This is a genomic window from Parvibaculum sp. (assembly GCF_019635935.1).
Lineage (GTDB): Bacteria > Pseudomonadota > Alphaproteobacteria > Parvibaculales > Parvibaculaceae > Parvibaculum.
In genome coordinates this window covers 3,090,344-3,112,137 of sequence record NZ_JAHBYN010000001.1, presented here as the reverse complement: position 1 = coordinate 3,112,137, position 21,794 = coordinate 3,090,344, and the positions used below count along the sequence as shown (strand labels likewise).

Genomic DNA, 21,794 nt, shown 5'->3' with positions numbered 1-21,794 from the left:
GGAGGGGAAGCGTATGTGGATTTCCGACGTTTCGATCCGGCGGCCCGTTTTTGCCGTCATGGTGATCGGCGCGCTTGTCGTGCTGGGATGGATCTCGCTTGGCCGCGTAGGCGTCGACCTCTTTCCGAAGGTCGAGTTTCCGGTGGTGTCGATCACGACGGTGCTGGAAGGCGCCTCGCCCGAAGGCATCGAAAGCGACGTGACCGATCCGATCGAGGAACAGGTCAACACGATTTCGGGCATCGAGACGCTGTCCTCGACCAGCGCCGAGGGCCTCTCCCAAGTCGTCATCCAGTACGACCTCAACGAAAATGTCGACGTCAAGGCGCAGGATGTGCGCGACAAGGTTTCGCTGGCGCGCGCCAACATTCCGCAGGAAGCCGAACAGTCGATCGTTCAGAAGGTCGATCCGGACGCACAGGCGATCATGTCGGTGATGATCGCCGGCGACATGCCGATCCGGGCGCTGACGCATTTCGCCGACAAGACCGTCAAGGAGCAGTTGCAGCGAATTTCCGGCGTCGGCTCCATCGAGCTTGTCGGCGGGCGCGACCGCGAGGTGCGCATCTGGCTCGACGCGGTGAAGATGCGCGCCTATGGCGTGACGGCCGAGGATGTGACCGGGGCGCTGCGGCGCGAGCACGCGGAAATTCCGGGCGGGCGGCTCGAAACGCCGGGATTGCGCGCCGAATTTCCGGTGAAGACCAAGGGCGAGGTCGCGAGCGTTCCCGAATTTCGCAGCATCGTCGTCGCCTTCCGCCGCGACGGCGCGCCCACCACCATCGGCGACGTGGCGCGCGTCGAGGACGGCATGGCCGACGAGCGCTCCTATGCCGAACTCAACGGCAAGCGCGGCGTGTCGCTCGATATCCGCAAGCAATCCGGCCGAAACACCGTGGAAGTGGCGCGCGCCGTGCGCGAGGCGGTGGCCGAAATCGAAAAGAATGCGCCGGCCGGCCTTGAAATGCGGATCGCGCGCGACACGGCGGTTTTCATCGAAGGATCGGCGGCGGACGTCTTTGTCGACATCCAGCTCGGCATCGTGCTCGTGGTGTTCGTCACCCTCGCCTTCCTGCTGTCGGTGCGCGCGACGATGATCGTCGCCATCGCGATGCCGACGGCGCTCGTTTCGACCTTCTTCGCCTTCTATGTGATGGATTTCACCATCAACATGATGACGCTGATGGCGCTGTCGCTGGCGGTGGGGCTGCTGGTGGACGACGCCATCGTGGTTCTGGAAAGCATCTACCGCAAACTCGAAAGCGGATTGCCGCCGATGCAGGCTGCGGCCGAAGGAACAAAGGAAGTCGGCCTTGCCGTTCTGGCCGCGACCTTTTCGATTGTCGCGGTCTTCGTGCCCATCGCCTTCATGAGCGGCGTTGTCGGGCGTTTCTTCTTTCAGTACGGGCTCGCCATCACTTTTTCGGTGATGGTGTCGCTGCTCGTTTCGCTGACGCTGACGCCGATGCTCTGTTCGCGGGTGCTGAAGCGCGAGGACACCGACCCGACGACCTATGGCCGCGTGGCGCGGTTTTTCGACGATGCCTATAACGGGCTCGACCGTTTTTACGGGCGGCTGCTCGACTGGGCGCTGGCGACGCGCTGGGCGGTGATGGTGGGCGCCGTTGTCGCGGTGATCGCCGGCGTGATGGTGGCGCGGACGCTGCCGATGGCGTTCGACTCGCGTGCCGACCGCGCCGAGTTTCTTGCCACCGTCGAACTTCCCTTCGGCGCGGGCCTTGAGGAAACGCGCGGCGCGGCGACGCGCGTCGCACAGGCCATTCGCGGTGTCGACCAGGTGGTGACGGTTTTTTACACCATCGGTTCCGATGCGCAGAAAAGCGTCAACAAGGCATTCTTCCATGTCGGGCTGACGGCAAAGGACGCGCGCGACGAAAGTTTCATTCCGATCATGGACCGGGTGCGCGTGGCGATGCTGGCGGCGGCGCCCGATGCCAAACATATTTCATTGTCGGACGTGCCGTGGATTTCGGGCGGCGGCTTTTCGGAATTCGCGATGATGTATGTGCTGCAGGGGCCGGACCTCGCGGTGCTGGAGGCAAAGGCCAACGAAGTGACCAACCGGATGCGGGCGAGCCCGCTCTTTGCCGACGTCAAGACCAGCTACGATTCCGGCAAGCCGGAGGTGCAGGTGCAGATCGACCGGCGGCGCGCCGCCGATCTCGGCGTTTCGATCCGCACGCTGGCCGAGACGCTGCGCGCGACAATCGGCGGGGTCAAGGCAGGGTCGTTCGAGGAATTCGGACAGCGCTACGATGTGCGGGTGCGGCTGGAGGAAGACCAGCGCGACGACATTTCGAAACTGTCGATGATCCAGGTGCGCGCCGCCAACGGGCAATCCATCGACGTGCCGAATGTGGCGCGTTTCACCATCGACAGCGGGCCGGCGCAAATCGAACGGCAGAACCGGGCGCGGCGCATCGCGCTGCTCGCCAACAACCCGGAAGGCGCGGCGCTGGGGCCGGCATCGGCCGAGATCGAGCGCTATCTCGAGGAGCTGAAACTGCCGCCGGGCTATAGCTGGAGCGCCGAGGGGCGGTCGAAGCGGATGAAGGAAACCGGTGCGGCGATCGGCTTTGCCTTCATGCTGGCGCTGATCGCGCTCTACATGATCCTCGCCTCGCAGTTCAACAGCTTTGCGCAGCCGGCGATCATCATGCTGTCGGCGCCGCTCTCGTTCGTCGGGGCTTTTGTGGCGCTGAAAATATCGGGTCAGGAAATGACCATGTTCAGCCAGATCAGCCTCCTGGCGCTCATGGGGCTGGTGATGAAGAACGGCATCCTGCTGGTCGACTACACCAACCAGTTGCGGGCGGCCGGCGCCAGCGCCTTCGAGGCGGCGCGCAAGGCCGGGCCGGTGCGGCTGCGCCCTGTGCTGATGACGCAGATCGCGACGGTTTGCGGGCTCATTCCGGTGGCGCTGTCGACCAGCCAGGGGGCCGAGTTTCGCAATTCCATGGGCATTCTGGTTATCGGGGGGCTGATATCCTCAACGCTGCTGACGCTTGTGGTGGTGCCGGTCGCCTATACGCTGATGGAGCAGGCGCGGGCCGGAATCGGCGGGCTTGGCGGGCGTTTCCGGCGGCTGGCGGGCCGCATCCGGCCCGGCGGCGCCCCGGCGGAGTGAAATCCGCCCCATTTCCTTAATCGGACGATAACCGGCGGCGGCGGATACTGGCGGGACCACAGCAGCCAGAGGATCGTCGTCAGATGGCGAAAGCGCAGTTCCACAAAAACCAGCGGGTCTATGTGCGCCCGGTCGGTACCTGGGCCGTGATCGAACGGATCGTGCCCCAGTGGGTCAAGGACATGGATGAGCCGCTGCGCATCCATTACGACGTCGGGCTCGGCCGCGACTTTGCGGCGAAGGAGCTGGAGACCGAAGAGGTTTCGGCGCTCTCCCATCTCGATCCGCAGATGGAGGAGTGGCAGGTGGTCAGGGTGCCCAACAAGTGGCGCTCGGCGGAGGAATGCGCGGGCCACCCCGTGCCCGGCACGCATCCGGTGGTCGTCACCGGCTCGGCCGAAGGCGGCGGCTGGCGCGTGCCCGGCGTCGAATACGACCTGACGCCCGACCGCGTGGAACTGCAAGCCAAGGTGATCGCGGCGGCGCCGAAATTCATGGTGCTGCTGCAACGGCTCGCCGACTATGCGCGTTCGAACGGCGAGAACCTGCCGGACGATGTGATGGCCGTGGCGTCGGACGCCGACATGCTGATTTCGAGCATCATGGGGCCGCAGGCTTAAGGCCTGAGATTTTCCCAACCCTATTCAATCGTCATTGCGAGGAGCGAAGCGACGAAGCAACCCAGAAGCGATAGGCGTCTGTGCCTGCCGCTTCTGGGTTGCTTCGGCCTTTCAGGCCTCGCAATGACGGCCTTTTTTGATCGCTCCTTCATCCACCCCTTGCGCCCGCGCCGCAATTCCGCCATGCCATTCGGGTTCGATTGCGGATGCCGCGCCGCCCCCATTTTCGAGTATCCCCATGCGCACAGAAGATCCCCGCCCTATTCGGCTGAAGGATTACACGCCGCCGGCTTTCAAGGTCGACGAAGTCCGGCTCGAGATCGAACTCGATCCGGCGGATACGCGGGTCAGGTCGCAGCTCAAAATGCGGCGCAATGCCGGCACGGGGCCGCTGGTGCTCGACGGCGAAAAGCTGAAGCTGCATGAGGTTTCCATCGACGGGGTGAAGCTCGGGCCGAACGCCTATCAGGCCGATGGCGAGCATCTGACGATCCTCGACTTGCCGGAGGGGCCGTTCACGCTCGAAACGCTGACGAGTTGCGCGCCGGAAGACAACACGGCGCTGACGGGACTTTATCTTTCAAGCGGCATCTATTGCACGCAATGCGAGGCGGAAGGCTTTCGCCGCATCGCCTATTCGCTCGACCGGCCGGACGCGATGTCGGTTTTCACGACGCGTATCGTCGCCGACGCGAAGGCGGCGCCGGTGCTGCTGTCGAACGGCAATCCGGTGGCGCAAGGCAAGCTCGCCGACGGGCGGCATTTCGCCGAGTGGCACGACCCGTTTCCCAAGCCGACCTATCTTTTCGCGCTGGTCGCCGGCGACCTCGTGCATGTGGAAGACAAATTCCGCACCCTATCGGGCCGCGAGGTGACGCTCCGGATTTTCGTCGAGCGCGGCAACGAGGACCGCTGCGGCTATGCGATGGAAGCGCTGAAGCGGGCGATGAAATGGGACGAGGAAGCGTTCGGGCGCGAATACGATCTCGACATCTTCATGATCGTGGCGGTGAGCGCCTTCAACATGGGGGCGATGGAGAACAAGGGTCTCAACGTCTTCAACGACAAATACATCCTGGCGCGGCCCGACACGGCGACGGATGCCGATTATGCGGCGATCGAGGCGATCATCGCGCATGAGTATTTCCACAACTGGACCGGCAACCGCATCACCTGCCGCGACTGGTTCCAGCTTTGCCTGAAGGAAGGCCTCACGGTTTTCCGCGACCAAGAATTCACCAGCGACATGCGCTCAAGGCCGGTGAAGCGGATTTCGGACGTGCGGCTGTTGCGCGCGCACCAGTTTACCGAGGATGGCGGGCCGCTGGCGCATCCCGTGCGGCCGGACAGCTATATCGAGATCAACAATTTCTATACGGCGACCGTCTACGAGAAAGGCGCCGAGCTCTGCCGGATGATCCATACGCTTGCCGGGCCGAAGCGTTTTCGCAAGGGCATGGATCTCTATTTCGAGCGCCATGACGGCGAGGCCGCGACGGTCGAGAATTTTCTCGATGCGCTGGCCGACGGGGCGAAGCTCGATCTTGCGCAGTTCAAGCGCTGGTACAGCCAGTCGGGCACGCCGGAGGTGCTGGCATCGGGGCGCTACGACGCGGCGCGCAAGACCTATACGCTGAAGCTCAGCCAGGTGTGTGCGCCGACGCCGGGACAGCCGGTGAAGGAGCCCTATCACATTCCGATCGCGCTCGGGCTTGTCGGACCCGACGGCCGGGACATCAAGCTGCAACTCGACGGCGAAGAGAAACCCGGCGCGACAACGCGCGTGCTCAGCCTGACGGAGCGCGAGGCGACATGGCGCTTCCGCAATGTTGCGGACAAGCCGGTGCCGTCGCTGCTGCGGGGCTTCACCGCGCCGGTCAAGCTCAGCACCAACCTCAAGGAACGCGACCTCGTGTTCCTGATGGCGCATGACAGCGACAGTTTCAATCGCTGGGAAGCGGCGCAGCGCTACGCGACCGGGTTGCTGATCGCGATGGTGGATGCACAGAAAAAGGGCGGCGCGCCGCGCAAGGGCACAGCCTTTGCCGAAACGATCCGCAAGCTTCTGGTCTCGAAAAAGACCGATCCCGATTTCGCGGCGCAGATGATCGTGCTGCCGAGCGAGCAGACGCTGGCGCAGGCGATCGGCAAGGATGTCGATGTCGATGCGATCCATGCGGCGCGGGAAGGGTTGCGCGCCTCGATCGCAGCGCAACTGAAGGACGAACTGCTGGCGGCTTATCACGCGCTTGCCATCGACGGGCCCTACAGCCCGGACGCGGCACATGCCGGCAAGCGCGCGCTCCGGAACGCCTGCCTCGCCTATCTGGCGGTCGGGCCCGGCCCTGAGGGCGTCGAACTGGCGGCGGCGCAATTCGCGCAGGCCGACAACATGACCGACGAAATCGCGGCGCTTTCGGTGCTGGCCCATATCGATTGTCCCGAACGCGTGGCGGCGCTCGAGAAATTTTATGCGCGGTGGAAGGACAATCATCTGGTGATGGACAAGTGGCTGTCGATCCAGGCGATGTCGGCGCTGCCGGGGACGCTTGGCGAGGTGAAGCGGCTGACGGGGCATCCAGCTTTCACAATGCGCAACCCCAACAAGGTGCGGGCGCTCATCACCGCATTCGCGACCATGAACCAGCTCCGTTTTCACAGCGCCGACGGCAAGGGCTACGAGTTCGTCGCCGACAAGGTGCTGGAGCTCGACGCGCTCAATCCGCAGGTGGCGGCAAGGCTGCTGGGCGCCTTCAAGAGCTGGCGGCAATTCGAGCCGAAGCGGCGGAACGCGATGGCCCGGCAGCTCAAGCGCGTCGCGGCCGGCGAGCGGCTTTCGCGCGATGTGTACGAAATCGCCAGCAAGACGCTCGGTTGACCCCGCCAACGGCCCGAAGCGGCACAGAGATTTAACCGGGCGTTAACCGCGATTCGCCATGAGTCGGGTGAGTCCTATTTGCATCGGTTAACAAAAAGTAAACGCCGCCTATGGACAAGCCGGAGCCGAGGCCGAATCATCGTTTTGCACCGCCTGATTCGGGCGGGAAGCAAACGTCCGGCGGTGCTAGATTCAGCCCGGCCTCCAGACGTTTCATCGGGATCAGGCGACGCATGTCCGACGCGACCACCACACGATCCGACGCCCTGAAATGGGAAGACGAGGCGCCACGCCGCCGCCGCGTGCTGCCGGCCGGCCTGTTGCCGCGGATCGCGCTCGGCATTTCCGGCGTCGCGCTGGCCGCGCTCAACGGCGCGCTCTATTTCCAGGACGGGGAATCCCGCGCGCTTGTATTTTCGGCGCTGCTGTCGGCCGGCTACATGGTGCTCGCCTACATGCTGGTGCGGCTGCGCGAGAGCAAGATCGAAGCCGACGCCGCGCTGATCGAAAACCAGCATCGCTTCGACATGGCCTTTGCCGGCGCGCGCTGCGGCATCTGGGACTGGGATATCTCTGCGAACCGCATCTACTGGTCGTCGGCGATGTTCGACATGGTGGGGCTGAAGCAGCCGTCGAAACGGCTGACGCCGGCCGAAGTGAAGGCGCTGGCGCATCCCGACGATGCGAGCGCCATCGACGAAATCATGGAAGCGGCGGACCGGCCGTCGCGTTCCTACGACACGATTTTCCGGCTGCGCCATGCCGATGGAAACTTCGTGTGGATGCATGCCAAGGGACAAGTGTGGGGCGGCGGGCGGACCGGCAATGAGCGGCTTGTCGGCATCACCATCGACATTACCGACCAGAAGATCGCCGAGGCGCGCGTCTCGGAAGCGAACGAACGGCTGCGCGATGCGATCGAAAGTGTCGGCGAGGCCTTCGTGCTGTGGGACGCAGGCAACCGGCTCGTCACAGCCAACAGCAAATTTGCCGAGTTTCTCAATCTCGACGATGGCGCGTTGCGCGCCGGCGCGGCGCGGGCCGAGGTGATGGCGCGGGGCGGGCTTGCCGATGCGTGGCCGGAAGCCGGCGTCGATGGCATCAGCGAAATCCGACTGCCGACCGGGCGCTGGCTGCAGATCAGCGAGCGGCGCACCAAGAGCGGCGGGCTCGTGAATGTCGGCACCGACATCACCGCAATCAAGGGCCAGGAAGCGGCACTGACCGACAACAAGCTGGCGCTCGAAAAGACCGTGCGCGACCTCGAAGCCTCGCGGCGGAAGCTGCAGGAGCAGGCGCGGCAACTGGTGGACCTTGCCGAGAAATACGCGGCGGAGAAGACACGCGCCGAAACGGCCAACCGCTCGAAGTCGGAGTTCCTCGCCAATATGAGCCACGAGCTCCGGACGCCGCTGAACGCGATCATCGGTTTTTCGGAAATCATGGAGACGGGGCTGTTCGGCGATCTCGGTTCGCCGAAGTACAAGGAATACGCAGCCGACATCCATGCGAGCGGCGCGCATCTGCTGGAACTCATCAACGACATTCTGGATATGTCGAAGATCGAGGCGGGGCGGATGACGCTCGAAACACAGCGCCTGCCGCTTCCGGAAGTGGTGGAAGAGTCGCTGCGGCTCGTGTCGGGGCGGGCGGATGTGGCGAGCGTCAAGATCGTCGACGAACTCGGCGCGATGCCGCCGGTCGATGCCGACAAGCGCGCCGTCAAGCAGGTGCTGCTAAACCTGTTGTCGAACGCCATCAAGTTTACGCCGGCCGGCGGCTCGATCTATCTGCGCGGGCAGGCGGATGGCGGCATGGCGACCATCGCGGTCGAAGACACCGGCATCGGCATTCCGGCGAGCGCGCTGCCGAAGATCGGCCGGCCGTTCGAACAGGTCGAGAGCCACCACGCGAAGTCGCACAAGGGCACGGGGCTCGGCCTCGCGCTGTCGCGCTCGCTGGTCGAACTGCATGGCGGCACGCTGACCATCGAGAGCACCGAAGGCGTCGGCACGAAAGTCAGCTTCACGCTGCCGCTGGCGCGGGACTAACGCTCCCCTACAAATACCAGTCATATTCCAGCGGCGAGATGGCGCGCTGGAACTTGTCGTATTCGAGCATCTTGGTTTCGGCGTAGACGTCGACGTAACGGTCGCCGAAGTATTCGCGCATGACGTCGGAGTTGCGCAGGCGCTTCAATGCGCTGGGCAGGAAGAAGGGGATGCCTTCGTCCATGATCTCGCAGGCATTGCCCTCGGCCGGTTCGCCGGGATCGATTTCGTTGACGATGCCGTGGTGGATGCCGGCGAGGATGGCGGCTAGCACCAGATAAGGATTGGCGTCGGCGCCCGAGACGCGATGTTCGACGCGGCGCGATTCCGCCGAACCGTTGGGCACGCGGAAGGCAACGGAGCGGTTGTTGTAGCCCCAGGTGCGGTTGACCGGCACGAAGAGATTGGGCCCGAAGCGGCGGAAGGAATTGAGGTTCGGCGCGAAGAAGGCCATCGCGTCGCCGAGCGTTGCCTGCAGCCCGCCGATCGCGTGGCGCAATTTCAGCGAACCCTCGTCGGTGCCGTCGTTGAAGATGTTGTTGCCCTTCTCATCCATCACCGAGCAATGGACATGCATGCCGTTGCCGGTCTGGTCGACAAAGGGTTTGGCCATGAAGCTCGCGAGGAAATTGTGCTTGCGGGCGATGGCGCCGATCAGATGGCGCAGCATGACGGCATGATCGCCGGCGCGGATGGCATCGTCCTCATGCTTCAGGTTGATCTCGTACTGACCGGGCGCAAACTCGGCCGTCGCGCCGGAAGCGGGCACGCCCTGCGCGGCGGCGGCTTCGTCTATCTCCTTCAGGAGCGCCATGAAACCGTCGAGCTCGGTGATGCCATAGACTTCATGCGCGGTTTCACGCGCGCCCGTTGCGGGATTGACCGGCGGCTGCGGGCGGCCCTTGCGGTCCATGTCCTTGTCGAGAAGATAGAATTCGAATTCGCAGGCGACCGTCGCCTTGAGGCCGATGTCCTCGAGCTTCTTCACGACATTGGCGAGGACATTGCGCGGTTCGAGAAGGAGCGGCGAACCGTCCTCGTCGACCATGGTCATCAGCACCTGCGCCTGCTTCATCGACGCCCAGGGCACCGGAACAATGGAACCGGCAACGGGATGCGACTGCGCATCCGGATCGCCGTCGGAGAAGCCCATGCCGAGGATGTCTTCGTTGACGCCCGTTACGTCGAAGAAATAAATCGACTGCGGCATCTGCACGCCGTCGCCGAACACCTTGTCCGCCTCTTCCGAGGGGAAGCGCTTGCCGCGCACGGTGCCGCACATATCGACGAAAATGGCATCGAGATAATCGATCTCGCCATGCTCGGCGAGGAATGCGTTGAATTCGCCCAAGGTCGCCCACTCCGGAGGAGTGAGTTTTTGCCGGTCACTCATGATTTTCCAAGCTTATTTGTCCCGGAGGCGATAGTAGCCGAGAGCCCCCTGCAGATACCAGCGCCGCAGCGCCGGAAAAGGAATGGACGGCGGGCGGCCGCGCATCGGCGCCGGAATATCGGCCAATTCGGCTTTGCCGCCAATGAGTTGCGCCACAAGGCGTCCGGACCAGGGGGCGGCCGAAACGCCGTCGCCGTGATAGGCGAGCGCGAAATAGACACTCTCATCGTCGTCCATGCGGCCGATCGAGGGTGTGAGCCGCGCCGTCATGCAGACGAAGCCGCGCCAGCTATGCGCGATATCGACATGGCGCCAACCGGGAAAAACCTCGCCGAGACGGCGCTCCATGAAGCGGCGCATTTTCACGGCGTCTTCCGGGCGGCCGGTCAGGTCGCCGCGCGCGCCGAAGAGGAAGCGGTTGCCGGGCAACATGCGGTAGTAGAACAGGAGGCGGCGCGTGTTGGCGCAAGGACGTTCGGTGCGCCAGTTCTGCGCCGCAAGTTCGGCGGCGGTCAGCGGGCGCGTGACGACGATGTTGGACATCACCGGCACGAGATTGCGCGCAAGGCCGGGCGCGACGTCGTCGCGGGTGAAGCCGTTGGTGGCGACGACGACACGGCGGGCGCGCAGCGTGCCGGCGGGCGTTGCCAGATGATGCCAGCCGCCCGATTTTTCGCGATGGGAGACAGGCGAAGACCCGTGCAGTTTCGCACCGGCGCGGGCGGCGGCGGCGGCGAGACCGCGGGCAAAACGCAGCGGCTGCAGGCCGAAGCCGACAGGATTGTGCAACGCGCCGAACTGTTCGGTTGAATCGTATTCACTTTCGGCGACTTCCTCGCGCGTCATCAGGCGGGCCGGAATGCCGAACATGCCGTTCAGCAGATCGCGTTCAGTTTCGAGCGCGGCGAACATCGCCGGATGGTGCGCGACATGCAGTGTGCCGTCGCCTTGCGGCTGGAGGTCGATATTTTCGTCATGCGCCAGCGCGCGGACGAGATCGACCGCTTCGACCTGCGAGGCAATGAAGCGTTTCGCCTCGGCCTCGCCATAGCGGGCGATGAGTTCGCCCGGCCCGAGACCCGAAGGCGGATAGGTGCAGAAGCCGCCATTGCGGCCCGAAGCGCCCCAGGCGAGCGGGCCGGCTTCGACGAGACGGACATCGATGTTGAAATCGCGCGCCAGATGCAGCGCGCAGGAGAGGCCGGTGTAGCCGCCGCCGACAATTGCGACGTCGCAGGTTTCGTTGCCGACGGGCCCGCGATCGATGCCGGGGCCGAGCGGCGGCGCTTCCTCTTCCCAGAAGCTGCCGACGGGCACGCCCGCGTCGTACATGCCCGGATGGTACCAGCTCATATTCACCCCGCCCGTTCCGGAAGCCGGAACGGCCAGCCGGTGTCTGTCAGTCCCGCGGTTCGCCGCGACCTTCTTCCCGACGTTCGCGCCAGCGCGGCTTGTAACGATCGCCGCCGTCACGCATCGCCTGCGCCATGCGCTCGCGTTGTTCGGGCGTCAGCTTCGCGAACCCGGCCAGCATAGCGTCGCGGGTGACGGCCGTCATCTCGCGCATCGCCTCGTCCATCGTGTCGAAGGCGGCACGCGCGGCGGCCTCGTCGTAAGGATCGGCGGCGAGCGCATCGGCAAGCGCGGTGCGCGCCGCACCCATGTCGTGCAGATGCGGCCGGATTGCCGGGAAGTGCCCGCGCATCGCCTGACGGATCGCCTCGCGATCTTCGCGCGGCAGATCCTTGAGGCTGTGGAACATGCCCGACATGCCGGGCGATCCGGGCCGCTTGCCATCCGGCGGTCCCATGACGAGAGGCACCGCCATCAGCGCGATCAGAAAAAAGTTCAACGCCAGCGAGCCGAGCAGCGCCGGGCCGAGCCAGCGGCGGGGCGTCTTTGCGGACGACGTTTCGGGTGTTTCGCTCATTGCATCCACTCCTCGGGCCAGTCCAGGTCGGCCATCGCCAGCGCGATCAGCTGGTCGTCTGTCGTCGTTGCGGCGGCGGTTTCCGCGCCGGTCAGAGGCGAGAAGTCGGCAGCGCTGCCGACCATGACGCCGAGCATGATGGAGGCCGCCAGCGTGCCCGCGGCAACAGCCGGCGAGCCATCGGGCCAGACCGCGTCGACAAATGCACGCCACCAGCCGCGCGGTTCGGCGACCGTACGGGGGGTTGCGCTTGCAGCGGCGCGCGGGCGGGCGGCCATCAGCCGCGCCATCAGCGCCGCGGACGGCGCCTCGACCGGCGCGGCGTCGAGCAGCGCGTCGAGACGTTGCGCCTCGGCAACCAGACCACGCGCGTCCGAAGACGCCGCGAGCAGCGCTTCGGCCGGTCCGCGCTCCGCCTCCGGCCAGCGGGACGGCGACGCACCCCATGCGTCGACAATCTCCTTCAGGCGCTCAATCGTGATTTCGTTCGTCATTGTTCCGGTTTCCGTATGCCTTCAAACATTTGAGGCGCTTCGCTGGTTTGAACGCAGCACCTCGTCCTTTTCCGTCGCCAGCGCCAGGCGAAGCTGCCGCCGGGCGCGGCCGAGGAGCGATTCCACGGCTTCGACGCTGATTTCGAGAATTTCAGCCGCCTCAATGTTCGTGAGGCCCTGATAATGAGAAAGCACGATGGCCGTGCGCTGACGTTCGGGGAGCGCCTGCAAGGCGGCTTCCACCCGTTCGGCCAGTTCGCGGCGTTCCAGATTTTCGTCCGGACGCGGATCGCTGCTTGCGGGTTCGGGAATGTCGTCGATGTTCTCGGGCCGGCGCTTGCGCAGGCGGTCGAGACAGAGATTGGTGGCCACGCGGTGAAGCCAGGTGCCGAATTGCGCCCTGCCCGGCTGCCAGCGTTCGGCATGGGTCCAGACGCGCAGGAAAACCTCCTGCGCCACGTCCTCGGCGTCCGCCTGGTTGCCGAGCATGCGGCGGGCCAGCGCGACCATGCGCGGCAGATGCCGCTCCATCAGCAGACGACAGGAAGCCTCGTCGCCTTTGGCAACGGCGGCCACCAGATCGTCATCCGACGCTGCGTCCAACCGAAAGACCCCTCCTTGCCGTCCCCGCGGACGAAGCCGCCGGACGGTCGCGGGAGGATGCCGGATTTCGCCAGCATCCTCCGCATTTCGAAACCGGACCCCGAGATTACTCGGATTTCGACTTCTTGCCATGACCGCCGCGCATTTCATTGCGCTCGATCTTGCCGTCATTGTTCTTGTCCATGCGTTCGAACATCTTCTGGCTGCCGGCCAGGAACTCGTCCTTCGAGATACGGCCGTCGCCATCGGTGTCGAGACGGGCGAAGCGGTCGCCCCGCTCCTTGCCTTCCGGCTTGCCTTCGGCGCGCTCTCCACGATGCGGGCGGTTCTTGGCGGCCTGCATTTCCTCCAGCGTCAGGGCGCCGTCGCCGTCGGCGTCCATGGCGCTGAAATGCTTTTCAATGCGCGCTGCATGGCGTTCGCCGCGCTTTTCCGCGCCATCCTTCTTGTGTTCGGCCATGCGGCTTGCGACCGCGTCCTTCATTTCCTGAAGCGTCACCTTGCCGTCGTCATCGGCATCCATTGCCGCGAAACGCTCTTCGGCCGTGCCAGCGCGGCGGTCCCGCCATTTCGTGCGCATCTCTTCGCGCGCGGCGGTCATTTCGTCCTTGGTGAGGAATCCGTCGCCATCGGCGTCCATCTTCGCAAAGCGCTTCTCGACATGCGCACCGAACTCGGCGGCGGTGATCGCGCCGTCCTTGTCGGTATCGAGCATCTCGAACATCTTGCCGCCGTGATGGCCCTTGCCGCCCCAGGCGGAAGCGGTCATCGGAAGAGCGACGGCGACCGCAAGAGCCGCTGCACCGCCAAGAAGTCCATATTTCAGTTTGCGCATCTCTAATTCCTTGTTTTCCAGGTCTGTACCCCTGGGTTTTCCGGGTTCCCGAAGCTTCGCGGACGCGCCAACTTCGGCATCGCGGGCTCCGGGAACCCGAGCGGCCGGCCGGGCTTTGCCGTTCGGGGGGCTAATGGGCAGAAACGCCTGCCGGCCGCTCGTTATTCAATCAACGGCGGGGGCCGGGAATTCCGTCGGTGGCGGAAAAGGAAGTTTCAGGCGGTCAGGGGCGCCGGAACCGCGCGGCGGCGGGCGGGCGCCCAGAAGGGTTCGTCCACCACGCGGGCGGGCAGCGACACGCGGCGAACCGCGAGTTCGTCGCGGATTTCGGCATCGACCGTCAGCCCGGCCGTGGGCGACCCCGCCTCGAGCGTCGCCAGCGCGATATTCTGGCCGAGCGCGGGCGAGAAACCGCTGGTGGTGGCGATGCCGACCTGGCGGCCGTTTGCGTGAACGCCCACGAACCGCGCCGGCTCGAGCCCCTCGATCGCGAGGCGGACCAGCCTGCGGGCCGGCGCCGCCGCGAGACGGGTAAGCGCCGCGCGGCCGTTGAAGAACGGTTTGTCAAAGGCGACGTGATGGCCCGCGCCCAGTTCGAAGGGCGTGCGCGCATGAGCGGGGTCGATGGCGGCGAAGGCGCCGAGCCAGTCGCGGCCCGCGCGGGCGAAGCCGGCTTCAAGGCGCGCCAGCTCACGCAGGCGGAAACCCGAAGCGCGCAGGCCGAACGGCGCGCCGACATCGGTGAGATAGCGCCAGACATGGGGTGCGTCGTCGGGATCGACCCAGATCTCGTAGCCGAGATCGCCGCTCGTGCCGGTGCGGCTGACATAGACCGGCATGCCGGCGGCGGCCGCCCAGCAGCCGGCCATCGGCGCCAGCCGCTCGATCCCTGTGAGGCCTGCCTCGGCGAGGCAGACCGCGGCGAGCGGGCCTTGCAAGCTCATCGCCGCCAGCGTGTCGCCGACATCTTCCACACGGACGCGCAGGCCGATGGCGCTGTCCATCAGCCAGGCCAGATGCGTTTCCTCCGTGACCAGACGATATTCGTCGTCGCCGAGCCGGAACAGCAGACCATCGCCGACCACCAGCCCGTGCTCCTCGCAAAAATGCACGTGCAGCGCGCGGTCGACGGCCAGCGGTCCGAGATCGCGCGTGACGAGGCGGTCGAGATAGACATGCGCGTCGCGCCCTGCGATGCGGTATTTGGCGAGCGGCGAAATATCGGCAAGCGCCGCCGCGCCGCGAAGGGCGCGGTATTCGTCGTCAGTATCGGTGAGCACCGAGGCGACCGTGAAGCCGTTCCAGCGCGTCCAGCGATTGACGCGGCTTTCGGCGGCGACCGCGAGATGAAGCGGCGTCGTCAGCACGGTGCGCGCGAAAGGCGGCTCGCCGGCGGGCGGTTCGAACAAGGCGGGGTCGACGGCTGCGTGCTCGTCCAGCGGGTCGATGCCGGAGCGCAGCGGGCCGGCTTCGTCGTCGTGCAGAGGCGGGGCCATCGTGTCCGGTGTCATCGGCGCCCCCTTTCCGCAGCAAAAGCCGCCGCCATGTCGCGACCGGGAAGTCCGGTGACACCGCTGGCGGCATGGGTGCCGGGGCCGCAAAGCCAGAGGCCCGATACCGGCGTCGCCGGACCGCGGGGACCGGGAAGGTCGGCCACGCGGGCGCCGCCGCAATACCAGTCGCCGCCCGGAAGGCCGAACCTCGTTTCGATGTCGGGCGGCGTCAGCACATCGCCGGCGATCAGGCGGTCCGGGAAATCCGGCGAATACTGCGCGATGGTTTTCGTCACGCGCTGCATGAATTCGTCGCGCCGCGCCGGCCAGCCGCCTTCGACATCATGCGGCATGAAAGGCACCAGCACCGACATCACATGATGACCGGCCGGCGCCAGCGCCGGATCGACGACGCTCGGGATGGTGATTTCCATGACCGGCTCGGAGGCAAGCGCGCGCTGGCCGAAATCGGTCGCGGCGTGGTCGACGGCGTCGAGCGATGGCGCGACCAGCAGCCGGGCGCCGCACATGGCGGGCGCAAGGCCGCGAAATTCGGGAAGCCCGTCGAGCGCCAGATTGACCTTCGCGACACTGCCGGGGCGCGGCGCGCGGGCGAGACGGCGCGCCTCTTCCGTTTCGATATGCGCGGCGCCGAGAAGTTCGAGCATGGTGAAACGCGGGTCGAGGCTCGAGACAACCAGCGGCGCGATAATCGCGACACCGTCCGACGTTTCGACGCCGGCGACGGCGCCGCCTTCGACCATCAGGCGCGAAACGCGAACGCCGGTGCGGATCTCGCCACGTTCGGCGGCGACAGCGGCGGCCAGTGCATCCGTCGCCGCGCCAAGGCCGCCGACCGGAACGGACAGCCCGCGACCGAGGCTGCGCATCGCCATGCGGTGAAGAAGGCGCAGCACGGTGCCGGGGGCATAGGGCCCGTCGGCGCCGCCCAATACCGCGTCGAGGGCGAGTGCGCCTTTCAGCAACGGGTATTCGAATTCGGCATCCAGAAGATCGCCGACCGATTGCGGCAACAGATGCAGCAGGTCGACCAGCCTGTCGGCACGATTCCACCCGGCGCGCCAGACGAGACGCCGAAGGCCGGATGCGGCCGGCGCCGCGTCGTCGAGCAACAACGGCGCGAGCAGCGCGGCATGCGCCTTCATGCGCCGGTCGAACGCGCGCCAGGCAGCGGCGTCCTTCGGCTGCACGACGGCCAGTGCGGCGATGTCCTTGCGGTTGCGCGGCACGACGAGATGCTTGCCGTCGCGGTCGAGCGCCACGGTCGGCATGTCGCGCGCCGCCATGCGCAGGCCGTGCCTTGCGAGTTTCAGATCGCGTTCGACGCTACGCGGCAGCGCCTCGACGAGATGGGCAACGGTCGAGACGCTGTAATCGGGCATGATCTCGCCGGTGACGGCGACGCCGCCGAGCGTCGCGCTTTCCTCCAGTACCAGGACACGCTGATGGGCGCGGCCGAGATAAGCCGCGGCGGCAAGACCGTTCAGGTCTCCGCCGATCACGATTGCATCGTATTTGCGCCCGCCCCATGCCATGCGCGTCACCTCCGCTTCCGGTGAAGCGCGAGAACGCGTGCGGCGGCGTTGGCGCCGGCCTGCCCCGGCAGCAACGGGCCGGGATGGGCGCTCGGCGAGCAGACATGGAAATTTTCGAGTTCGGTATCGTAGCCACCGGTGCCGGGCAGCGGGCGATTGACGAACATCTGGTCGAGCGTCGTTTCGCCATGCGCAATGTCGCCCGCGGTCAGGCCGATCTGGTCCTCGAGGTCGGCGGCGAGCAGCACCTCGCGCGCGACGATGCGGCCGGCGATGCCCGGGCTTGTGGCTTCAAGCCGCGCAACGACGAGGTCGCCCAGCGCTTCGCGCCGCTCCGCGTTCCACGGGCCGTCATGCAATGTCTCCGGCACGTACTGAACCAGCGCCGAAAGCACATGGCATCCGGCCGGCGCCAATGTCGCATCGGAAAGTGAGGGGATCAGCACCTCGATCGGCGGATTGCGCGGCGGGATGCGGGCACGCCAGTCGTCGAATGCGTGCTGCATCTCGCCGATGGAACCGGCAAGCCGCAGGCCGCCGGCAACTGACGGGCAACCCTGGGGAAGACCCGGAAATTCCGGCGCGGCGTCGAGCGCGAGATTGACCTTGGCCGTCGCGCCTTTCATGCGGAAGCGCCCGACGCGGCCGACAAGGCCGTCGGGCAGGTCCTTCCACTGAAAGAGGCTGAGGAAGCTGCGTTTCAGGTCGAGACCGGAGAGGACGACGCTGGCGCCGATTTCCTCGCCATTGGCCAGCACAACGCCGCGCACCTTGAGATCGCGCATCGCGACGTCGGTGACTTCGGCATCCATGCGCAAACGACCGCCATGTGCCTCGATGACCGCAACAAGCGCCGATGTCAGCGCGGCCGGGCCGCCATGCGGCAAGAGGATGTCGGGCGCGCCGCCATAGGCATCGCCGCGGGCCGCGAGCCAGGGCGTCGAGAGCCGGCCGGCGCTGGCGGGCGACAGCGGCCCCAGCGTGCCGCCCATCATCGCGGCGGCGGCGAGATGCGCCTTCACATCGTCGGATTCGAAATAGCTGTCCAGAAATTCAGCGGCGGAAAGCGCCCACAGACGCAATGCGTCGCGGCGCTCGTCGGTATCGATGGCGGCAACCTTGTCGGCAAGACCGAGCCGCACCCGCAAGGCCGAGAGCCCGCGCGTCACCGGAAATTCCACCGCACCCTCAAGCAGCGGCGTCAACGCACGGGCGGCGCGCAGCATGTCGCGGCGATAGCGCGTCCAGGCGTCGGCGTCACGGCGCGAAAAACGCGCAAGTTCGCGCCGGTGGACATCGCCGTCGCGGTAGCTCGCGTGGTAGCGGCCGTCGGGAAAGATCGTGACGCCGCCTTCGGCGCGAACAAAGCGCAGGCCGTGGCGGGCGAGATCGAGGTCGGCGACAAGGCGCGCAGGCAGACCGCCCGCGCCCAGCACGTAACGCGGCACGCGAAAGCCCGGCGCGATCTCATGCGACGCAGACAAGCCACCCGGCGCCGCATTGCGGTCGAGCACAAGAACGCCGAGACCGGCGCGCGCCAGACTGGCCGCGGCTGTCAGACCGTTGAGGCCGGCGCCTATGACGATCGCATCGTGACGCTCCATGCGCCGTTACTCCACATGCGCTCCGTCCGCCTCAGGTTCTACCTACCCGAAACGTGCCGTATTGACACGCTTCGAAGACGGAGGTTTCCCGGTCGCGCACAACGCTACCGGGCGATTAACCATGTATGTCCGGGATTTCCTTGTCTTCTGCGCGCAAACCCGTTGCAGGATTAACGCATCGCTCTTCCCGGCCCGCATGGCTGCGCTGCAAGGAGTCAGCCAGCCGGGGCGCCCGCGGCCGCAACGACGATAGCATCGAATGCGCCGCGCACCCGGGCCTGATTTTCCAGAAGCTCGGCCTCGAGCGCGGCAAAATCGGGCGCGTTGCCGGCGCGCGCCAGCAAGGACTTGAGGCCGATCGTCGCTTCGCCTGGATTGAAGACGCCTTCGACGCAGATGCGGATGACCTGCGTCAGGTTGAGATTGAGTTCGACGGCGGCGACCAGCATGTCGGCGGTGTCGGGCGGCAAGAGCCCCGCCGCAGCGATGCGCGACAGCGACGTGCGCGTGTGGGCGTGCAGGATTTCCGGATGTTCGTGGCCATGCACCAGTTGAAGAAATTGGCAGATGAATTCGATATCGACGAGGCCGCCGCGCACATGCTTCAGCTCCCACGGATCGGTGCTGACGCGTTCCTTCTCGATGCGGGCGCGCATGTCGGCGACGTCGGCGGCGATCTTTACCTTGTCGCGCGGGCGGCGCAGCGTCTCGCCGATCGCTTCGGCAATTTTTGTCCGCAGTTCGGCGGGCCCCGAAACGGGACGGGCGCGCGTCAACGCCATGTGCTCCCAGGTCCAGGCTTCCTCTTGCTGATAGGCCACGAAACTGTCGAAACCCGTTGCGATGGGTCCGGCGTTGCCGGAGGGACGCAGCCGCATGTCGACTTCGTAGAGCTTGCCCTCGGCCGTCGGCGCCGTCAGTGCGCCGATCAATTGCTGGCAGACGCGGGCGTAGTATTGCGCCGCGTAGAGCGGGCGTTCGCCGTCCGACATCGCATCCGGATCCTCGAGATCGTAGATCACGATAAGGTCGAGATCGGAACTTGCACTCATCTCCTCGCTGCCGAGCTTGCCCATCGCGACGACCGCGAAGCGTCCGCCCGGCATTTTCCCGTGCTTTTCGCCGACACGGCGTTCGGCGACCGGCGCCAGCGCGGCAACCAGCTCGGTTGCGAGCGCCGCGTAGGCCGGACCCGCCTCCTCGGCATCGGCGCTGCCCGTCAACACGCGAACGCCGAGGCGGAATCGATATTCGCGCGCCCAGACGCGCACGAAATCGAGCGTGTCCTGATAGTCGGCGGCATGAACCAGCGCGCTTTCCAGGCTGCGATGCAGGTCTTCGGGATCGGGCAGCACCTTGAAGAAATTCGGGTCGACCACCGCTTCGAGTACGCGCGGGTTCTGGCTCAGATAGCGCGCGAGGCGCGGCGCGGTTCCGCAAATGCCGGCAAGCAGGTCGAGCAGGCTCGGATTTGAATAGAGCATCGAGAAGAGCTGCACGCCTGCCGGCAGGCCGGTGAGAAAGCGGTCGAAGCGGGCAAACGCCGTGTCGGGACTCGATGTGCGCGAGAGGGCGCGCAGCAGCGCCGGCATCAGACTTGTCAGCAGTTCGCGCGAGCGCGGCGTCCGCGTGGCGAGAAAACGGCCTGTGTGCCATCCGCGAATGGCTTCCGACATTTCCGAGACTTTCTCGAAGCCGAGGCCGCGCAGTGTTTCGAGCGTTTCGGGATCGTCTTCCGTTCCGGTGAAAACAAGGCTGCCGCCCTCCTCGCCCAGCGGCGGCGCCGTCTCGAACAGCTTCGCGTAGTGGCCCTGCACGCATTGAAGCTGTTTCGTAAGCGCCTCCGAAAAAGCGGCGCGGCTGTCGAAGCCCATGAAACATGCGACATGATCGAGGCCCTCGTCGTTTTTCGGCAGCGCATGGGTCTGCTCGTCGTCGATCATCTGCAGGCGATGTTCGAGCGTGCGCAGAAAACGATAAGCGTCCTTCAGTTCGACGGCCGCTTCGGGCACAATCCATTTCTTGCGAGCCAGTTCGTCGAGCATCGGGCAGGTTTTCTTGCCGCGCAGATCATGGTCGCGGCCGCCGGCGATCAATTGTTGCGTCTGGACGAAAAACTCGATTTCGCGGATGCCGCCGCGGCCAAGCTTGATGTTGTGTCCGGCGACGGCGACAACGCCGTGACCGCCGACGGCATGGATCTGCCGCTTCATCGAATGAATGTCGTCGATGGCCGCGTAGTCGAGATTCTTGCGCCAGATGTAGGGCGTCAGCATTTTCAGAAAGCGCTCGCCCGCTGCGATGTCACCGGCGACGGCGCGCGCCTTGATGAAGGCCGCGCGCTCCCAGTTCTGACCGCGGCTTTCATAATAGCTTTCGGCGGCGGGCAGCGACACGGCGACCGGCGTTCCGCCGGGATCGGGGCGCAGGCGCAGGTCGGTGCGGAAGACATAGCCGTCCTCGGTTCGTTCCTGCATCAGCTTGACGAGGTCCTTCGTCAGACGGACGAAGAAATCGCTGTCGTCGAGACCGGGTTTGAGCGGAAGCTGGCCCGGCTCGTAGAAGACGACGAGGTCGATGTCGCTCGAATAATTGAGTTCGCGCGAGCCGTATTTTCCCATGCCGAGAACGGCGAGACCGGAGCCCTCGGCTGACATTTCCTCGGGCGCGCGCAAGACCTGTCCGCGTTTCGCCGCGTTGACCAGAAGCCAGTCGATGCCGGCATTGACGGTTGCGTCGGCGAACGAGGTCAGCGCGTTCGTTACCTCGTCGAGTTGCCAGGCGCCGCAGAGATCGGCAATCGCGATCAGCAGCGCCGCTTCGGCCTTGGCGTTGCGCAATGCGGCCATGATGCCGGCCTGCGTATCGCAGTCGGTGGCGGCGCGGACGCGGCCGATCACATCGTCAAGCGCTGCGTCAGGCGCACTGGCGAGAAGGCGCGGCAACCATTCGGGGTGACGACGCAGGATGCGCGTCAGGTAAGGCGAGTTGCCGTGGATCGAAGCCAGCAGATGCCGAACGTCCTTGTCGCCGAGAAGGGCCGCGATCTCCCGCGCCGTGTCGTCCTGCGCCGCGGCGGCCGACGCTTCGAGGTCTTCGATTTCGCGCGCGACGCGGCTCCCGTCATATGAGGGCGGCGCCTTGGCCGCCCATTCGCGCAGCGTCTTTGCGCCGCTTGCCGTTGTCACT

General features: G+C 65.8%; 14 protein-coding genes. 4 read left to right on the top strand and 10 right to left on the bottom strand.

All coding sequences use genetic code 11. From position 1 onward, the window contains the following. Positions 1 to 13 precede the first annotated feature (13 nt). From KF719_RS15315 to KF719_RS15300, 4 genes are all read left to right on the top strand, one after another. Positions 14 to 3,148, top strand: a complete 3,135-nt coding sequence (locus KF719_RS15315) for an efflux RND transporter permease subunit (RefSeq protein WP_293509777.1) — start codon at positions 14 to 16, stop codon at positions 3,146 to 3,148. An 83-nt stretch (positions 3,149 to 3,231) separates the two neighbouring features. After that, on the top strand, positions 3,232 to 3,768 hold the full coding sequence (locus KF719_RS15310; RefSeq protein ID WP_293509775.1) for a hypothetical protein: 537 nt from the start codon (positions 3,232 to 3,234) through the stop codon (positions 3,766 to 3,768). A gap of 238 nt (positions 3,769 to 4,006) precedes the next feature. Continuing rightward, entirely contained in the window at positions 4,007 to 6,646 is a 2,640-nt protein-coding gene (gene pepN, locus KF719_RS15305; RefSeq protein WP_293509773.1) for an aminopeptidase N, read from the top strand. A gap of 233 nt (positions 6,647 to 6,879) precedes the next feature. Then, positions 6,880 to 8,697: an ATP-binding protein gene (locus KF719_RS15300; protein WP_293509771.1), complete on the top strand. Its 1,818-nt coding sequence runs from the start codon at positions 6,880 to 6,882 to the stop codon at positions 8,695 to 8,697. 7 nt (positions 8,698 to 8,704) lie between these two features. Here the strand turns inward: KF719_RS15300 and KF719_RS15295 are convergent, their stop codons facing one another. From KF719_RS15295 to KF719_RS15250, 10 genes are all read right to left on the bottom strand, one after another. After that, on the bottom strand, positions 8,705 to 10,048 hold the full coding sequence (locus KF719_RS15295; protein ID WP_293509769.1) for a glutamine synthetase family protein: 1,344 nt from the start codon (positions 10,046 to 10,048) through the stop codon (positions 8,705 to 8,707). A 54-nt stretch (positions 10,049 to 10,102) separates the two neighbouring features. After that, positions 10,103 to 11,443 (bottom strand): FAD-binding oxidoreductase, encoded by a 1,341-nt coding sequence (locus KF719_RS15290; protein WP_293509767.1) that lies wholly within the window; start codon positions 11,441 to 11,443, stop codon positions 10,103 to 10,105. A 46-nt stretch (positions 11,444 to 11,489) separates the two neighbouring features. Beyond that, positions 11,490 to 12,020 (bottom strand): periplasmic heavy metal sensor, encoded by a 531-nt coding sequence (locus KF719_RS15285; RefSeq protein WP_293509765.1) that lies wholly within the window; start codon positions 12,018 to 12,020, stop codon positions 11,490 to 11,492. Continuing rightward, on the bottom strand, positions 12,017 to 12,514 hold the full coding sequence (locus tag KF719_RS15280; protein WP_293509764.1) for a hypothetical protein: 498 nt from the start codon (positions 12,512 to 12,514) through the stop codon (positions 12,017 to 12,019). Before KF719_RS15280 ends, KF719_RS15285 begins: the two co-directional genes overlap by 4 nt. 21 nt (positions 12,515 to 12,535) lie before the next feature. Further along, positions 12,536 to 13,117: an RNA polymerase sigma factor gene (locus tag KF719_RS15275; protein ID WP_293509762.1), complete on the bottom strand. Its 582-nt coding sequence runs from the start codon at positions 13,115 to 13,117 to the stop codon at positions 12,536 to 12,538. Positions 13,118 to 13,223: 106 nt separating this feature from the next. Further along, positions 13,224 to 13,952, bottom strand: coding sequence for an EF-hand domain-containing protein (locus KF719_RS15270; protein WP_293509761.1), 729 nt, complete (start codon positions 13,950 to 13,952; stop codon positions 13,224 to 13,226). 215 nt (positions 13,953 to 14,167) lie between these two features. Next, positions 14,168 to 15,463 carry an aminomethyltransferase family protein gene (locus KF719_RS15265; RefSeq protein WP_293509760.1) on the bottom strand — a complete coding sequence of 432 codons (1,296 nt, stop codon included), beginning with the start codon at positions 15,461 to 15,463 and terminating at the stop codon, positions 14,168 to 14,170. After that, positions 15,460 to 17,001 (bottom strand): NAD(P)/FAD-dependent oxidoreductase, encoded by a 1,542-nt coding sequence (locus KF719_RS15260; RefSeq protein WP_293510669.1) that lies wholly within the window; start codon positions 16,999 to 17,001, stop codon positions 15,460 to 15,462. The genes KF719_RS15265 and KF719_RS15260 overlap by 4 nt, the downstream gene beginning before the upstream one ends. A 5-nt stretch (positions 17,002 to 17,006) precedes the next feature. Continuing rightward, on the bottom strand, positions 17,007 to 18,605 hold the full coding sequence (locus KF719_RS15255) for an NAD(P)/FAD-dependent oxidoreductase (protein ID WP_293509758.1): 1,599 nt from the start codon (positions 18,603 to 18,605) through the stop codon (positions 17,007 to 17,009). A 215-nt stretch (positions 18,606 to 18,820) separates the two neighbouring features. Next, positions 18,821 to 21,793 (bottom strand): bifunctional [glutamine synthetase] adenylyltransferase/[glutamine synthetase]-adenylyl-L-tyrosine phosphorylase, encoded by a 2,973-nt coding sequence (locus tag KF719_RS15250; RefSeq protein WP_293509756.1) that lies wholly within the window; start codon positions 21,791 to 21,793, stop codon positions 18,821 to 18,823. Position 21,794: the final 1 nt, after the last annotated feature.

Bases quoted from the DNA above. Each gene is read 5' to 3' on its own strand.
- KF719_RS15255 (WP_293509758.1), bottom strand. From the start codon at position 18,605: ATGGAGCGTCACGATGCGATCGTCATAGGCGCCGGCCTCAACGGTCTG.
- KF719_RS15260 (WP_293510669.1), bottom strand. From the start codon at position 17,001: ATGGCATGGGGCGGGCGCAAATACGATGCAATCGTGATCGGCGGAGAC.
- KF719_RS15315 (WP_293509777.1), top strand. From the start codon at position 14: ATGTGGATTTCCGACGTTTCGATCCGGCGGCCCGTTTTTGCCGTCATG.
- KF719_RS15285 (WP_293509765.1), bottom strand. From the start codon at position 12,020: ATGAGCGAAACACCCGAAACGTCGTCCGCAAAGACGCCCCGCCGCTGG.
- KF719_RS15280 (WP_293509764.1), bottom strand. From the start codon at position 12,514: ATGACGAACGAAATCACGATTGAGCGCCTGAAGGAGATTGTCGACGCA.
- KF719_RS15300 (WP_293509771.1), top strand. From the start codon at position 6,880: ATGTCCGACGCGACCACCACACGATCCGACGCCCTGAAATGGGAAGAC.
- KF719_RS15265 (WP_293509760.1), bottom strand. From the start codon at position 15,463: ATGACACCGGACACGATGGCCCCGCCTCTGCACGACGACGAAGCCGGC.
- KF719_RS15310 (WP_293509775.1), top strand. From the start codon at position 3,232: ATGGCGAAAGCGCAGTTCCACAAAAACCAGCGGGTCTATGTGCGCCCG.
- KF719_RS15270 (WP_293509761.1), bottom strand. From the start codon at position 13,952: ATGCGCAAACTGAAATATGGACTTCTTGGCGGTGCAGCGGCTCTTGCG.
- pepN (WP_293509773.1), top strand. From the start codon at position 4,007: ATGCGCACAGAAGATCCCCGCCCTATTCGGCTGAAGGATTACACGCCG.
- KF719_RS15290 (WP_293509767.1), bottom strand. From the start codon at position 11,443: ATGAGCTGGTACCATCCGGGCATGTACGACGCGGGCGTGCCCGTCGGC.